The 14387-nt window shown below is 72.9% G+C and carries 13 protein-coding genes; 7 read left to right on the forward strand and 6 right to left on the reverse strand.

The window, feature by feature from the left end:
* Positions 1 to 47 precede the first annotated feature (47 nt).
* Positions 48 to 1820 (reverse strand): glutamate--tRNA ligase, encoded by a 1773-nt coding sequence (locus EXE42_RS00965; protein WP_137705730.1) that lies wholly within the window; start codon positions 1818 to 1820, stop codon positions 48 to 50.
* Positions 1821 to 2224: 404 nt separating this feature from the next.
* Here EXE42_RS00965 and EXE42_RS00970 point away from each other — a divergent pair, with 404 nt between their 5' ends.
* Complete coding sequence (locus EXE42_RS00970) at positions 2225 to 2464, forward strand: hypothetical protein (protein WP_092919964.1); 240 nt, start codon at positions 2225 to 2227, stop codon at positions 2462 to 2464.
* Between the two features lie 61 nt (positions 2465 to 2525).
* Here the strand turns inward: EXE42_RS00970 and surE are convergent, their stop codons facing one another.
* Both surE and carA read right to left on the reverse strand, forming a co-directional pair.
* The gene (surE, locus tag EXE42_RS00975) at positions 2526 to 3425 is read right to left on the reverse strand and encodes a 5'/3'-nucleotidase SurE (RefSeq protein WP_092919963.1); all 900 of its coding nucleotides are present in this window, start codon (positions 3423 to 3425) and stop codon (positions 2526 to 2528) included.
* A 150-nt stretch (positions 3426 to 3575) separates the two neighbouring features.
* On the reverse strand, positions 3576 to 4643 hold the full coding sequence (gene carA / locus EXE42_RS00980; protein WP_137694741.1) for a glutamine-hydrolyzing carbamoyl-phosphate synthase small subunit: 1068 nt from the start codon (positions 4641 to 4643) through the stop codon (positions 3576 to 3578).
* Positions 4644 to 4740: 97 nt separating this feature from the next.
* On the opposite strand from carA, the gene EXE42_RS00985 reads away from it, so the two are divergent.
* Positions 4741 to 5154, forward strand: coding sequence for an Lrp/AsnC family transcriptional regulator (locus EXE42_RS00985; protein WP_092919961.1), 414 nt, complete (start codon positions 4741 to 4743; stop codon positions 5152 to 5154).
* 346 nt (positions 5155 to 5500) lie between these two features.
* Here EXE42_RS00985 and icd read toward each other — a convergent pair whose 3' ends face one another.
* The 3 genes from icd to EXE42_RS01000 all read right to left on the reverse strand — a co-directional run bounded on the left by icd (position 5501) and on the right by EXE42_RS01000 (position 9476).
* A complete protein-coding gene (gene icd / locus EXE42_RS00990) occupies positions 5501 to 6763 on the reverse strand; it encodes an isocitrate dehydrogenase (NADP(+)) (protein ID WP_137705731.1) in 1263 nt (420 codons plus the stop codon).
* Between the two features lie 128 nt (positions 6764 to 6891).
* The gene (locus EXE42_RS00995) at positions 6892 to 7866 is read right to left on the reverse strand and encodes a glycosyltransferase (protein WP_092919959.1); all 975 of its coding nucleotides are present in this window, start codon (positions 7864 to 7866) and stop codon (positions 6892 to 6894) included.
* A gap of 32 nt (positions 7867 to 7898) precedes the next feature.
* On the reverse strand, positions 7899 to 9476 hold the full coding sequence (locus EXE42_RS01000) for an HTTM domain-containing protein (RefSeq protein ID WP_137705732.1): 1578 nt from the start codon (positions 9474 to 9476) through the stop codon (positions 7899 to 7901).
* A 125-nt stretch (positions 9477 to 9601) separates the two neighbouring features.
* Here EXE42_RS01000 and EXE42_RS01005 point away from each other — a divergent pair, with 125 nt between their 5' ends.
* From EXE42_RS01005 to EXE42_RS01025, 5 genes are all read left to right on the forward strand, one after another.
* On the forward strand, positions 9602 to 10507 hold the full coding sequence (locus EXE42_RS01005; RefSeq protein ID WP_092919957.1) for an isoaspartyl peptidase/L-asparaginase: 906 nt from the start codon (positions 9602 to 9604) through the stop codon (positions 10505 to 10507).
* Positions 10508 to 10802: 295 nt separating this feature from the next.
* Positions 10803 to 11855, forward strand: coding sequence for a 2-phospho-L-lactate transferase (cofD, locus tag EXE42_RS01010; protein WP_092919956.1), 1053 nt, complete (start codon positions 10803 to 10805; stop codon positions 11853 to 11855).
* Positions 11852 to 12679, forward strand: a complete 828-nt coding sequence (locus tag EXE42_RS01015) for a tRNA-dihydrouridine synthase (RefSeq protein WP_137705733.1) — start codon at positions 11852 to 11854, stop codon at positions 12677 to 12679. The genes cofD and EXE42_RS01015 overlap by 4 nt, the downstream gene beginning before the upstream one ends.
* Positions 12676 to 13686 carry a triphosphoribosyl-dephospho-CoA synthase gene (locus EXE42_RS01020; protein WP_137694745.1) on the forward strand — a complete coding sequence of 337 codons (1011 nt, stop codon included), beginning with the start codon at positions 12676 to 12678 and terminating at the stop codon, positions 13684 to 13686. The genes EXE42_RS01015 and EXE42_RS01020 overlap by 4 nt, the downstream gene beginning before the upstream one ends.
* Positions 13683 to 14315, forward strand: a complete 633-nt coding sequence (locus tag EXE42_RS01025; protein WP_137694746.1) for a DUF447 domain-containing protein — start codon at positions 13683 to 13685, stop codon at positions 14313 to 14315. Before EXE42_RS01020 ends, EXE42_RS01025 begins: the two co-directional genes overlap by 4 nt.
* The last annotated feature ends 72 nt before the right edge of the window (positions 14316 to 14387 follow it).

A 14387-nucleotide genomic window follows, 5' to 3' on the forward strand; every position in this document is an offset into this window, starting at 1 on the left:
GGTCGGCCGAGCGGAACGGTCGTCGGCGCCGCCGAGCGCGGTCCGGTTCACGGGTGCGCGTAGTACGCCACGAGGTCCTCGGAGCCGTGCGGGCCGTCGTCCTCGTCGGTCGCCTCAGAGTCCAACGCGTCGATCCGGGCGAAGCCGACGCGGACGAACTGGACGACCGTATCGGGGTCCACGTCCGCGAGCGCGGGCTCAGCGATCCCGCGCACGTCGCCGTCGACCGTCCGCAGGAGGGTGTCGAGCCCCTCCTCGGCCGGCGCCCAGTGGATCACGTCCACGTCGCCCTCGCGGACGATCTCGATGTCGGCGTCGAGGAAGGCCAGTTCGTCGCCCTCGTAGCGGACGGGGCCGTACCCCTTCAGCCAGACGCGCTCGCCCTCGGGCGGGAGGTCGGAGGACTCGACGACGACGCGGCCGGCTGGCACCTCGCGCTCGCCCCGGTCCGGGTGTTCGGGGTGGAACCGCGGGTGGCCGGCCTCGGGCGCTGGCGCGTCGCCGTCGACGATCGGCAGCTCCACGGCGGGGTCGTCCTCGCGGTCGCGCACGAGGAAGTAGCGGTTCGCCCCGTCGTCGACCAGGTCGCGGTTGTTCGCGTAGACGGACGACATCGCGAGGTCGACGTCGGAGGTGGACATCCCGAGATCGGTCATCGAGTCGACGAGCGCCCGCCCCTGAATCCCGCGGCGACGCATCGATTGAATGGTCGGCGCGCGGGGGTCGTCCCAGCCGGTCAGCTCGCCGTCCTCGATGAGTTCCTTGATCGTCGACGTCGACAGCTTCACGTCGTACTCGTCGACCTGGACGTGACCCCAGTGGAGCACCTCGGGGTACTCCCAGCCGAAGTAGTCGTAGACGAACCGCTGGCGCTTCGCGGAGTCCTGGAGGTCGATGCCGCGGATGATGTGCGTGACGCCCGTGAGGTGGTCGTCAACGCCGGACTGGAAGTCGAGCATGGGCCAGCAGCGGTACTCGCTGGCTTCCTCGCGCGGGTGCGGCGTGTCGATCATCCGGAACGCGACCCAGTCGCGAAGCGCGGGGTTCTTGTGCTCGATGTCGGTCTTCACGCGGAGGACCATCTCCCCGGAGCCGTACCCGCCGTCGACCATCGCCGCGAACTCCTCGCGGACCGTCTCGACGTCCTTGTCGCGGTGCGGGCACGCCTCGCCCGCGTTCTTCAGCTCGGAGAACGCCTCGCCGGAACACGAGCAGGTGTACGCGCCCCCGAGGTCGATCAGCTCGCGGGCGTGGTCGTAGTACGTCTCCAGCCGGTCCGAGGCCCGAATCACGCGGTCGGGCTCGAAGCCGAGGTACTCGATGTCCTCCAAGATGGCGTCGTACGCGTCGAGGTCGGGCCGCTTCGTCTCCGGGTCGGTGTCGTCGAACCGGCAGATGAACTCGCCGTCGTAGCGCTGCTTGTACGTCCCGATGACGGCGGGCATCCGCGCGTGGCCGACGTGCCACGGGCCGTTCGGGTTCGGCGCGGCGCGCATCACGACCTCGCCGGCCTCGGCGTTCGGGAGGTCGGGGAGGACGTGCTCGTCCGCCTCGTCGTCGGTCTCCAGCTCCGCGAGCTTCTCTGGGGCGAGCTCGCCGAGCCGCTCCCGTCGCTCGGCCTCGTCCATCTCGCCGACCCGGTCGACGACCGGCGCGAGGACGCCCGGAATCTCGTCGCCGTGCGGGCGGAACTCGGGGTTCTCGCCCATGAGCGGCCCCATGATCGCGCCCACGTCCGGGTCGCTGCCGTGCTTGAGCGCGTTGTAAAGCGCCGCGGCCTCGCCGGCCGCCGCGACGCGCTCGCGGAGTTCGTCGTCCATGCGCGTCGCTTGTCGGGGTCGGGTCAAAAGCGCCGCGAAACGGCGGGGAGGGGCTGGTCCCGGAGCGGCGCGGGCGAGGCGGGCACCGCGGGCCACGCTCGGAGCGCGGGCGGCGGCCGCGGCGGCGCGCCGCGTCGGCCCGGGACGGCGGGTAGGGGCACTCGACACGAGCGGTCGGACGGGCTTAAACGACCGAGACCGTTCACGCCGGTAACGCCCCGATACCGCCGTGAACGGTCGAGACGCTTTTTACCGACCGGGCCCGACGGGCGCGGTCGGTCGCCGCGGTAAGCGGGCGTCGACGCCGGACGGACCGAACCGGTTCGTCGCCTTGATAGTCGCCGGGGGCGTGGTAGACGCATGAGCGTCGCGCCGGGAGCCGTCGGAACGCGAGGGGGAGCGCGGTGGTAGGACCCATCTCCGAGGCGGAGCGGGAGGCCGGGAACCGGAAGGTCAAGCTCGTGCTGCTCGCGATCGTCACGGTCACGCCGCCGCTTATCGCCCTCCAGTTGGACCCGACGCCGGTCCAGCTCCTGGCCGCGGCCGGGGCCGGGTTCCTCCTCGGTCTCGTGGTCGTCTGGTACCTCGGGCGGCTCGCGGCGGAGTTCGCCGGCAGCGGGCGGCGGCCGCGGCGACGGCGCTGAGGTCGACCGCGCTCCTTCCGCCGACCGAGTCGACCGCGCTCCTTCCGCCGACGCCGATCCGTCAGTCGGCGCTTCGCTCGGCGCCGCGGGCCGGTTCGATGAGGGATCCGGTCTTCTCGCCCGCGACGGCGCGTGAACTCGACAGCGGTGAGACGCTCACCTCGCCCTCGACGGCCGCGCGGCGGTCCGAACCGGGATCGTCCTGGACGTTTCCCCGCAGGAACTCGCGCCAGAAGCGGTCGCGCAGCTCCATCCCCATCTCGCCGCGCCGCTCGCCGAACTCCCAGCCCTCGGGGACGTTCTCCTCGTCCGGCCCCTCCTCGCCCGGGCGGAACTCGATCACGTCGAAGCCGCGAGCGGGCTCGGTCAGCCGGTAGGTCGGATTCTCCGCCGCCTCGTCGTCGGCAGCGGGGACGTTGACGTTCAACACGTCGGCGCCGAACGGAAGTTCGAGGTCGCCGCCGCCCGCTCCGTCGCCGGCGTCGCGTTCCGCGCGGTCGAGCAGGTCGACGACCGCCTCGCCGGCGACCGCGAAGTCGTCGTTGTCGAGCGTCGGCGGCACGGGGAGGTTGCCGCGGTCGTACAGCGAGACCGCGATCGCGGGCGTGCCGAGGAAGGAGGCCTCCATCGCGGCGCCGACGGTACCGGACTGGCCGAGGATGTGCGCGCCGATGTTCGGCCCGTGGTTGCAGCCGGAGACGACGGCGTCGGGATCGAGCCCGAGCGCCACGTCCGCGACCGCGACGCAGTCAGCGGGGGTCCCCTCGACCGCGTAGCCGCGGTCCGTCTCGGTGTAGTCGACCGTCGTTTCCCACCACGAGCGCGCGCCGCCGACGCCGGACTGGTTCGTCGCGGGCGCGACGACCGTCACGTCGTAGTCGCGAGAGAGCGCGTCCGCGAGCGCCCGGATCCCGACGGCGTCGATCCCGTCGTCGTTGGTGAGCAGGATCTCGGTTGTCACGCGTCACCGTGCGAGGCGGCGGGAGAAAACGTCGCCGGTCCGGAGCGAACGCGGAACGCGGACGGAGACGGCATCGCAGGCGTCGGCCGGGTGGTACTCCGAGTGGTCAGTCGGAGGGCTCGGGGAGTAGAAGCGGGGATCAGCCGGGGATCAGTCGGCCGCGACTCGACGCGACGAGGTGGCCAGATCGAGCACCTCGTCGAAGAAGCCAAGCGAGTCGTGCGGGCCGGGGTTCGCCTCGGGGTGGTACTGGCGGGTGATGACGTCGAGTTCCTCGCTGTCGAGCCCCTCGACGGTGTCGTCGTTGACGTTCACCTGCGTCACCTCCAACGGTCCGGTGTCGTCGACCGTGTAACCGTGGTTTTGGGTGGTCATCACGACTCTGTCCGTCCGGAGGTCCTTGACCGGCTGGTTGACGCCGCGGTGGCCGAACGCCATCTTCTCGGTCGAGCCGCCGAGCGCGCTCGTGATCACCTGCTGGCCGAGGCAGATGCCGGCCAGCGGCACCTCGCCCGCGAACTCGTCGACCACGTCCTGCGCGGCGACGAAGTTCTCCGGGTCGCCGGGGCCGTTCGAGACGAAGAGCACGTCGGGGTCGACGGCGGCCACGTCCTCGGGAGTTGCGTCGTACGGGAGGACGTGGACGTCCGCGCCGCGGTCGGTGAGCGAGGAGACGATCGAGCCCTTCGCGCCGCAGTCGAGCAGGGCCACGTCGACGTCGGCGTCGCCGTCCCCCTCGTAGGCGGTCGGCTCCGTCACGGACACCTGCGCGCCGATGTCGACGTGGTCGCTCATCGGCTCGCACGCCTCCATCTCCGCGACCGCGTCCTCGGGAGTCGCGTCCGGCCCGGCGGCGATCCCGCAGGCCATCGCGCCCTCCTCGCGGACCGTGGTGACGATCTCGCGGGTGTCGACGTGGTCGACGGCGGGCGCGCCCTCCTCGGTGAGCCACTCGGCGACGTCGTCGGTCAGCTCGCGGGCGATCGCCGCGTTCGGCTGGACCGACTCGGACTCGAACCGCTCGGTTCGGACGCCGTAGTTCCCGATGAGAGGGTACGAGAAGGTGAGGATCTGTTCGGCGTAGGAGGGGTCGGTGAGCGACTCCTCGTAGCCGGTGTACGCGGTCGTGAACACCAGTTCGCCGCGGGTCCGCCCCGGCGCACGGGCGCGCGCTTCGAGCACGCGTCCGTCGGCCAGCGCGATGTAGGCGTCCGACATTACGAGATACGTACGTGTAGTGGATAATAAATGCGTCGTTCGAAGGTTCGTTACGATATTCGTAACGGGTAAGGCGGCGGGTGAGAGAGGATCGGGTATGGACGACCTCGACCGACGGATCCTCTCGATCCTGCGACGGGACGCGCGGACCCCCTACACGGAGATCGCGGACCGGGTGGGGACCTCCGAGGGGACCGTGCGCAACCGCGTCGACCGCATGACCGAAGAGGGCGTGATCGAGCGGTTCACGGTCACGACCCGCACCGGGAACGTGAAAGCGATGATCGAGATCTCGGTGGAGATGAACGTCAACACCGACGAGGTCGGCCAGCGGATGGTGGAGTGGGAGGAGGTCGACTTCGTCTGGCAGGTGTCGGGCGAGGAGGACGTGGTCCTCGTCGTCGACGCGGTCGACACCCGCGCGGTCAACGAGCTGATCACGCAGGCCCGCGAGATGGACGAGGTCAAGTCGACGAAGACGCGGCTCATCCTCGACGAGCGGCTCGGGTAGGCGAGCGGCGACCGTTTACATGTAACTCCGCGGCGGCGCGCCTGCGAGCGGCCGCCGGCGGCGGCCGCGAGCCAGCCCGCGAGGGAGTCGGTGGTCCGTCGCTCCGCTCCGAACCACCGACAGGGCGAGAGCTTCGCTCTCGCTTGAAACCGGACGTAGTCCGGTGACGAGGCTGGGGAGGCGTGAGGTGCGGTGCGGTGCGGCTGGGCGGGGCTCAAAGGGGCTTCGGCGGTGTTCACCGTCGATCTACGGACAACTGCCGTTTATAAGTATAGACGCCGCTCGCGCTCGCAGTCGAAAAACGAGGGAAGTCGGTGAACGCGAGGTCGACGCCGCCGGCCGAGGCTTACGCCAGCTCGTCGATCTGCTCGACGACGGCGTCCGCGAACTCGCTCGTCGCGAGCTTCTCGCCGCCCTCGATCTGCCGGTGGAGGTCGTAGGTGACCTGGCCGGACGCGATCGTCTCCTCGACGGCGTCGCGCACGAGGTCCGCGGCGTCGAACCAGCCGATGTAGTCGAGCATCTCGCGGCCCGAGAGGATCATCGCGGTGGGGTTCACCTTGTCCTCGCCGGCGTACTTGGGCGCGGAGCCGTGGACGGGCTCGGCGAGACAGCGACCGTGACCGCGGTTGATGCCGGGCGCGATGCCGAGCCCGCCGATCTGCGCGCCGGCGGCGTCGGACATGTAATCGCCGTTGAGGTTCATCGTCGCGATGACCGAGTACTCGTCGGTGCGGGTCAACAGCTGCTGGAGCATGTTGTCCGCGATGCGGTCGTTGACGACGACGGTGCCCTCGGGCTGCTCGCCGTCGTACTCGTCCCAGAGCCGGTCCTCCGTGATCACGTCCTCGCCGTACTCCTCCTCGGCGACCTCGTAGCCCCAGTCGCGGAAGGCGCCCTCGGTGAACTTCATGATGTTCCCCTTGTGGACGAGGGTGACCGAGTCGCGGTCGTTGGCGACCGCGTAGTCGATCGCCTCGCGGATGAGGCGCTTCGAGCCGAACTCGGAGATGGGTTTGACGCCGATGCCGACCGGGCCGTCGTGGATGACGTCGGCGACCTCCATGTCGTCTTCGAGGAACTCGCGTACCGCCTCGACCTCGTCGGTGCCGGCCTCCCACTCGATGCCGGCGTAGACGTCCTCCGTGTTCTCACGGAAGGTGATCATGTCCATCTCCTCCGGGCTCTTGACCGGCGACGGAACGCCCTCGATGTAGTACGTCGGGCGGACGTTCGCGTAGAGGTCGAGCGTCTTTCGGAGCGCGACGTTCAGCGAGCGGAAGCCGGCGCCGACCGGCGTCGTCAGCGGGCCCTTGATCGCGACGCGGTGGTCGCGGATGGCCGAGACGGTGTCCTCGGGGAGGTTCTCGTCGTACATCTCGCGGGCGCTCCCGCCGGCGTAGACGCGCATCCACGCGATGGATCGACCCGTCGCCTCGGCGGCTGCGTCGAGTACCCGCTGTGCGGCCGGCCCGACGTCGGTGCCGATTCCGTCGCCGTGGATGATCGGGATGATCGGGTTGGACGGAACGTTCAGCTCGCCGGTCTCCTCGTCGGCGAGCGTGATGGCTTCGCCGTCGTCGGGGACGTCGACCTTATCGTAGCTCATGAACGTCCGCCGATTCAGTTGGGCCCCTAAAGTGCCTGCCGTTTTCGGCGTGAGCGTCGCGCTCGCAGCGTTTGCCGGTTTCGGCGCGCGCTCGCCGCCGCGTCTGACCGCCTCGATCGTCCCCCGACTCAGACCGGCTCGACCTCGACGTCGAACATCGACCGCCAGCGGTAGCGGCGGCCGCCCCAGACGAACGTCCGGCGCGCGAACGCGTACGCCATCAGCGGCGGGGCGATCAACACGCCGGGCGCCGCGAGCAGGAACGTCGCGCGCCGGACCCCGAACCGGGCGTAGGCGACGCCGGCGAGCGCCGTGACGAGGGTCACGCCGGCGACCGGTGCGAATAGACAGATCGCGGCCATGACGACGCCGAAGAGGACGTTGAACGCGGTCGCCGCCGGCGCGTGGTGCCGGGTGATCGACAGGAAGCGGACGAACCGCTCCAGCGATCCGCGGAGCGAACCGCCGGCTCGGACGCGTCGCGTCCGGTCGACCGCGGTCACGTCGAGGTGCTCGCTGAGCGTCCCGTCGTCGCTGACCGTCCGCCTGAGGTCTCGGCGGAACGCCGCCTCGCCGTCGCGGAGGTCGCCGCGCTCGAATATCACCGCGCCGCCCCACGCGACCCCGGCCGCGAACACCGCGAGCGTCCCGCCGATGACGTACGCCGGCTCGAACAGCCGGGCGAGCGGGTCCGGCCCGACGAACACCGGGAGCTCCGTCGTGGGCCCCTGCCGGTCGTAGTCGTCGTCGAGCGTCGCCACCCAGTCCGGCGGGTGGTGGAAGTCGTCGTCGGTCCAGGCGATCCGGTCGTTCGCGGCCGCCGCCATCCCGACCGCTATCGCGTTCGCCTTCCCGGAGCACCCCTCGGGCTCGCCCGCGATCAGGACGCGGACCCGGTCGGGGAGGTCGCCGCGCCGGTCCGCGACGGGGTCGTCCGGGGAGTCGCAGATCACGAGGAGCTCGTCGCTGCCCTCGGCGTGGAACGCCCCCGGGCCCCGGAGCTGTGCTGCGACCTCGTCGCAGGCGTCGGTCCAGCGGACGGTCGGCAGCAGCACCGACACGGGCGTCGGACTCGCCGCCGCGGTCGGGTCCGAATCGGTCACGCCGATCCGTTCGCGCGGCGAGGGCTAAACGGTCACGGCGTCGAACACGAGCGCGTCCCGAGCTCGTCGACGCGGGTCTCACCGGTCTCGACATCGACGTCGACCGCCGAGACCGTGACCGACCGGATCGGAGCGCCGTCCTCGCCCGCGAACTCAGCCGCGCGGTCGCAGAGGTGTGCGAGCGCCGGCCCGACGCGGTTCGGGTCGGGATCGTCCGCGAGCCGGGTGAGGAACTTCCGCCAGCGCGCGGTCGGGTAGGCGCGGGCGTCGGACGGCGGCCGGTCGCGTGCGACCCGGTCGCCGTAGAGGGCGTCGATCCGGTCGCCGTCGGCGGTCGTCGCGGTCGCCAGGACGAGCGCGTCGGTCGAGGGGGGATCGGGCGCGAACATGTCCCAACCCCTCTCGGTCGGGTCCGACACCGACGCGACCGGCCCGGGCGCCTCGACGAGCCCGAGCGCCATCCCGTTCCACGCGACGAGCGCGACGAGGAGGACCGCGGCCAGGGCCGGGACCGCGGCCGCGGCCCACCCGCGGAGGACCCGGATCGGTCCGTCTCCGATCGGCGGACCGGCGGCCCCGGGCGCGCCCGGAAGGCGACGAAGTCGCTCGGCCGCCGGAGCGACCGCGCGCTCGACCCGGTCCCAGACGAACGGCGGGAAGAAGGGGACCAGCGCGGTCGCGGAGACGACGGAGAAGACGCCGATCTGGAGCGTGAGGGCCATCGAGAGGTGCGCCGCGAGGAGCGTCCCCGCGAGCGCCGCCCGGATCCGGCCGGCGGCCGCGATCAGCAGCGGGGACGCGACGAGGAGCGCGAGCCAACCGTAGGTGGCCGCCGAAAGCAGGACTGGCCACTCGGGGACGAGCCCCCCGAGCGGGCCGTGGAGGTAGGTGAGCCGGAAGACGAGCCCGACGGCCTCGCCCGCGGGCCAGGTCGTCCCGCGGAACTTCGCGACCGCGTTGGAGACGTACACCACGACCGCGAGGGACAGGAGGAGCGCCGAGGCGGGACCGGCGACGCGGTCGGCCGCGACAGCGACGCGGTCGGCCGGGGTGGCCGCCGTCGACTCCGGCGAGTCGGTCGTCGAGTCCGCGATCTCGGCGCCGCTGCGTCGGACCGCGTCGAGCGACCAGCGCGCGCCGAGCGGACACAACAGCCCGGCGCCGAGCAGCTGGAGGAGGAGGGTGTCGCCGGCGTTGAGGACGAACGGGTTCCGCGCCTGAAGCGACGCGAGCAGGAGCAGAGAGACCGCGGTCGCGACGCGGGTCCGATACCCGACCGCGAGCGCGACGGCGACGACCGCGGCGAGGGCGAACAGCAGGGAGACGACCCGCGGGTCGCCGGAGAGGGCGTGGAGCGAGAGGCGGGCGCCGAGCGGGCGCGCCTCGGCGAGCGTCGCCCGCGGGAGGACGCCCGCGTCGGTGTAGAAGGCGGTGAGGTTCCGCGCGCGGAGCGCGAGGTCGACGAGGAGGACGACGCCGAGCGCGATTCGGAACGCGGCGAGCGCGCGCGGGTCGATCCCGAGGCGGCGTCGGATCGCGGCGCGGAGTCGCGGGGCGAGGCGCTCGCGGCTCGTTGACCTCCCGGCGCCGGCGGAATCGGCGGTCGTCACGGTTGCCGTCGGATCGCCCAGCGGCGGGAATAGGTCTTGCGGCGTCGACGCGCGGACGCCGGGCGACTCCCCGCGGTCGCCGCCGGGTTCCGGGCGCTTATGTGGCCGCCGCGGCAGCCCCCCGTATGCGAGTCATCGTCCACGGCGGCGCCGGCGGCACTCCAGACGACCCGGAGCCCAGACAGGCGGTCCTCGACGAGGCGGCCGCTCGCGGCGCCGACGCCGTGACGCCGCTCGACGCGGTGGAGTCCGCGGTCGGCGTCCTCGAAGCGGATCCGCGGTTCAACGCGGGCGTCGGCGGCGCAATACAGTCGGACGGCGCCGTCCGTACCGACGCCGGGGTGATGACCTCGGACCGCGAGATCGGCGCGGCCTGCTCGATGCCCGGCGTCGAACGCGCGGCGAGCGTCGCCCGCGTCGTCCACACGGAGACGCCCCATATCTTCGTCTCGGGCGGCCACGCCGTCGATCTCGCGGACGAATTCGGCGTCGAGACGGGCGTCGACCTGCTCACCGACGAGACGCGGGAGCGCTACGAGGCCGAGGACCCGCCGCGGGGCGGTCCCCGCGAGCACCTCGGCTGGCTCGCCTCGCGGTTCGGCTCGGGCGACGACCAGGCGGGCGGAGGGTCGGAAGACGGCGCGAAGGGCGACGCGCCCGACCACGACACGGTCGGCGCGGTGGCGACCGACGGCGAGGCGTTCGCGGCGGTGACCTCCACCGGCGGCCGGTCGTTCGCGCTCGCCGGCCGCGTCGGCGACGTGCCGCAGGTCGGCTCGGGCTTCTTCTGCACCGAGGCGGGCGGCGCGAGCGCGACGGGGGCCGGCGAGGACATCGCCCGCGTGACGCTCTCGCGGCGCGCCGTCGACCACCTCGACGACGGACTCGACGCCCAACAGGCGGCCGACCGCGCGATCGAGGAGTTCGAGGAGATCACCGGGTCGGGGGCGGGCGTCATCGTCCTCGGCGACGAAGGGGCGGGGAGCGCGTTCAACACCGAGGGAATGCAGACGAGCGTCGCTGATACGTAGCTGACAGCGGACTGGCGGCGTGAGCTTCCGAAGCGCCGGCCGCTCGTTGGAAACCGTGTCCGGCGGTGAACCGCCTCGGGGTCAAGCCCCGAGGCACTCGGCCTGCTCCGCCTACAGACCCGGCGAGGGCTTGCGCGACTCGCGGCCCCGAAGGCGGCCGCTCGCGGGCACGCGCCGGTCGTGAGGATCGATTGAGCGTCGTCGATCGCTGACAGACAAATTCGCGGCTCGATCCCGGTTCCCCGCGACGCCCGCGGAGGCGAGGATACAAATCCGGCGGCCGCCTTGCGCCGGTATGGTAACCTTCCTCGCCGGGGGGACGGGCACGCCGAAGCTCCTCGACGGCGCGGCTCGGGTGTGGGACCCGGCCGAGACCGCGGTCGTCGCCAACACGGGCGACGACGTCGAGATCGGCGGCCACCTCGTCTGCCCCGACGTCGACACCGTGCTGTTCGCGGGCGGCGGCGTCCTCGACCGCGAGACGTGGTGGGGGATCGACGGCGACACGACCGCGACCCACGAGGAGCTCTCCCGACTCGCGGCCGCGGCCGGGGACGCGATCGAGGGCGAGCCGGGCGCTCCCCGCTACCTCGACGACGCGGTACAGACCGCGGGCCGCGAGCTCGCCCGCTGGCGGCGGTTCTCGGCGGTCGGTGAGTTCATGGAGATCGGCGACCGCGACCGCGCGGTCCACCTCACGCGCACGAGCCTGCTCGACGAGGGGAAGTCGCTCACCGAAGCGGTCCGAGTCCTCGCGGACGCGTTCGACCTCGACGTCGACCTCCTCCCGATGTCCGACGAGCCGGTCGCGACGCTGATCCACACCGAGGGCGGCGAGACGCTCCACTTCCAGGCGTACTGGGTCGCGCGCCGCGGCGAGCCGCCGGTCGCCGACGTGGAGTTCCGAGGCGCGGACGACGCCGAGCCGACCGACGCGGTCGTCGAGGCGCTCGCGGACCCGGTCGTGATCGGTCCCTCGAACCCCGTGACGAGCCTCGGGCCGATGCTGGCGCTGCCCGGCTTCGAGCGCGCGCTCCGGGAGACGCCGGTGGTCGCCGTCTCGCCGTTCGTCGGCGACGAGGTGTTCTCCGGGCCGGCGGCGGAGCTGATGTCGGGCGTCGGCCGCGAACCGTCGACGGCGGGCGTCGCGGAGGCGTACCCCTTCGCGGACGCGTTCGTCCTCGACGAGGCGGACCGGACCGACCTCGACCGCCACGTCGAGCGCACAGACACGCGGATCGACGACGCAGACGACGCCGAGCGCGTCGCTCTGGCCTGCGAGCGCGCCCTGGAAGCGGTCGCCGGCGACGCGCCGGCTTCCCGGGCTCCGCGGGGGGGTGGGAAGTGACCCGGGGACCCCTCCTCGTCGCCGCGAGCCTCAGCGGGGCCGCGGACGCCGAGTGGGCCCGCGCCGCGGCCGACCACGTCGACGTCGCGCTCCTCGGCGGGATCGCGATCGACCCGGTGAGCCGGGCGGCCGCCCGGGACCTCGTCTCGCGCGGGCGAGACGAGTTCCTCCCCGCCGACCCGCTCGCCTTCGCCGCCGATCAGCTCGACGCGCTCGCGGACGCGCCGGTTCGACCCGGGGTCAACGTCCGGAGCGCGACCCGGGGTCCGGTCCGCGAAGCGGCGAAGGTCTGCGCCGACCGCGGCGCGGTCTGTGAGATCAACGCCCACTGCCGGCAGCCCGAACTGCGCGCGGTCGGCTGCGGCGAGTCCCTCCTCCGCGATCCCGGTCGCCTCGCGCGGTACGTCGCCGCCGCGGCCGAGACGGACGCGACGACGAGCGTGAAGGTCCGCGCCGAGGTCCCCGGTGTCGACCTCGTCGCGGTCGCGGAGACCGCCGCGGACGCCGGCGCGGACTGGCTCCACGTCGACGCGATGGACTCGGAGGCGGTGATCGCCGATATCGCGACGGCGGTCGACGCGGCGCCCGAGAGGGGCGACGGGGACGGCCTCGCTGACCTGACGCTCGTCGCCAACAACGGCGTTCGCGGCCGGGAGACCGTCGCGGAGTACGCCGCGTACGGCGCGGACGCGGTGAGCGTCGGCCGCCCGACGGAGGACCCGCCCGCCCTCGCGCGCGTCGGTGACGCGGTCGAGGCGTGGCGTTCGGGGACGGTGTCGAGGGGCGGCGACAAGGCGGATCCCGAACGGGAGGCGAGACCGTGAGCCGGGACGCGCGAGGGGGCCGGCGACCCACCGACCCCGTCGACGACGCGACGCTGGCGCTCCTGGTAGAGGTGGCCGGCACGCCGAAGCCGGGGAACGTCGACCGGCGTCGCGACCTCGACGACCTGCGGTTCGAGTCGTTCCTCGGCGGCGCGGTCGGCGCCCGAGAGGGGCTCGAACTGGCGGCGGGCGAGGGTCCCGGAGACGAGGTCGCATCGGTCGGCGGCGCCTTCGAGCGCGCCGTCTCCGGGATGGCCGAGCGCGCGCGCACGAACACGCAGTTCGGCTGTCTGCTGCTCCTGGTCCCGTTGGTACGGGCGGCAGCGGACTCCGACCGCGAACTCTCGCCCGCCGGCGTCGACGCGGTCTGCCGGGCGACGACCGTCGACGACGCGGTCGCCTTCTACCGCGCGTTCGAGGTCGTCGACGTCGCGGTCGACGACCCGCCGCCGGGCGCCGACGACCTCGACGTGCGCCGCGGAGGCGACGCCGAGCCCGCCGTCCGCGAGCGCGAGATGACCCTGCGCGACGTGCTGGCGCTGTCCGCGGCGCCGAGTGATTCGGCGGAGGCGACCGATTCGGCGGAGGCGAACCGCGTCCCAGACCGCAACGCCGCGGAGTGGACCGAGGGGTTCCCGCGGACGTTCCGCGCGGCCGAGTGGATCCTGACCGACGAGGGGCCCCTCGCGGACCGGGCCGCGCGGGCGTTCCTGGGACTGCTCGCGGCGGGGCCCGACACGCTGGTCGCGTCGACGCAGGGGGCGGAGACGGCCCGCGAGGCGAGCGCGCGGGCGGCGGCGCTGCTGGGAGTGGAGTCGGCGGGACCGGACGGCATCGGCGGCGTCGACGCGGTCCCGGCAGAGGCCGTTCACGGGGCCGACCTCGCCGCCGCGGAGGTGCTCGCGGAGGCGTTCGTCGACGAGGGAATAAACCCCGGGACGACCGCCGACCTCACCTGCGCGGCGCTGTTCGTCGCGCTCCGACGGGGCGCGGAGGTGGCGCCGTGAGCGACGAACGGGGGGCAGACCCCTCCGGCGTCGTCCCCGACGGCTGGCCGGTCCCGCTCCGCGGCGTCACCGAATCCGTCGTGACGACGCGCGGCCCGAACGACCGGTGGAACGTCGCGGCGCTGGGACTTCACGCGCCGGACGACCCCGACGGTCCCGTCACCGCGCGAACCTACGGACGCACTCGCACGTGGCGGAACTTCACCGAGCGCGGCGGCGGCGTGGTCCAGTTCACCGTCGACCCGCGGACGTTCGTCGACGCGGCGCTGACGGTCCGGGAAGTCGACGCGGCGGTCCTCCCGAGCGCCGACGCGTGGGTCGAGGTCGATGTCGAAGAGGTCGCGGTCGAGACCGAGGGCGACACCACGGTCCGGACGTGGGCGCTGTCGCCGGTCGAGTCGGAGGTCGTGACCGAGCGCGTGCCGACGGTGAACCGCGGGTTCGGCGCGGTCGTCGACGCCACGGTGGCCGCCTCGCGGCTGGACGTGCCGGCGTTCGACGCCGACGAGCTACTGGAGCGACTGGAGTACTTCGCGGACGTGGTGGAACGCTGCGGCGGACCGGCCGAGCGCGAGGCGTTCGCGCGGATCGACGAGGCGACCGGCTGGCGGGAGCGCGACCGGTCCTGACGGCGCGGGGGCGGCGCGGCGAGCCGGACCCGAGCCGCGGTGACCGGGGCTCGCGGCCGCTCACGGCGGAAC

The sequence above is a fragment of the Halorubrum sp. SP3 genome (assembly GCF_005435195.1).
Taxonomy (GTDB): domain Archaea; phylum Halobacteriota; class Halobacteria; order Halobacteriales; family Haloferacaceae; genus Halorubrum; species Halorubrum sodomense.

What these genes read in the sequence shown, in the direction of transcription:
- EXE42_RS00965 (WP_137705730.1), bottom strand. Translation starts at nt 1,820, where the DNA reads ATGGACGACGAACTCCGCGAGCGCGTCGCGGCGGCCGGCGAGGCCGCG.
- icd (WP_137705731.1), bottom strand. Translation starts at nt 6,763, where the DNA reads ATGAGCTACGATAAGGTCGACGTCCCCGACGACGGCGAAGCCATCACG.
- EXE42_RS01005 (WP_092919957.1), top strand. Translation starts at nt 9,602, where the DNA reads ATGCGAGTCATCGTCCACGGCGGCGCCGGCGGCACTCCAGACGACCCG.
- EXE42_RS00985 (WP_092919961.1), top strand. Translation starts at nt 4,741, where the DNA reads ATGGACGACCTCGACCGACGGATCCTCTCGATCCTGCGACGGGACGCG.
- cofD (WP_092919956.1), top strand. Translation starts at nt 10,803, where the DNA reads ATGGTAACCTTCCTCGCCGGGGGGACGGGCACGCCGAAGCTCCTCGAC.
- carA (WP_137694741.1), bottom strand. Translation starts at nt 4,643, where the DNA reads ATGTCGGACGCCTACATCGCGCTGGCCGACGGACGCGTGCTCGAAGCG.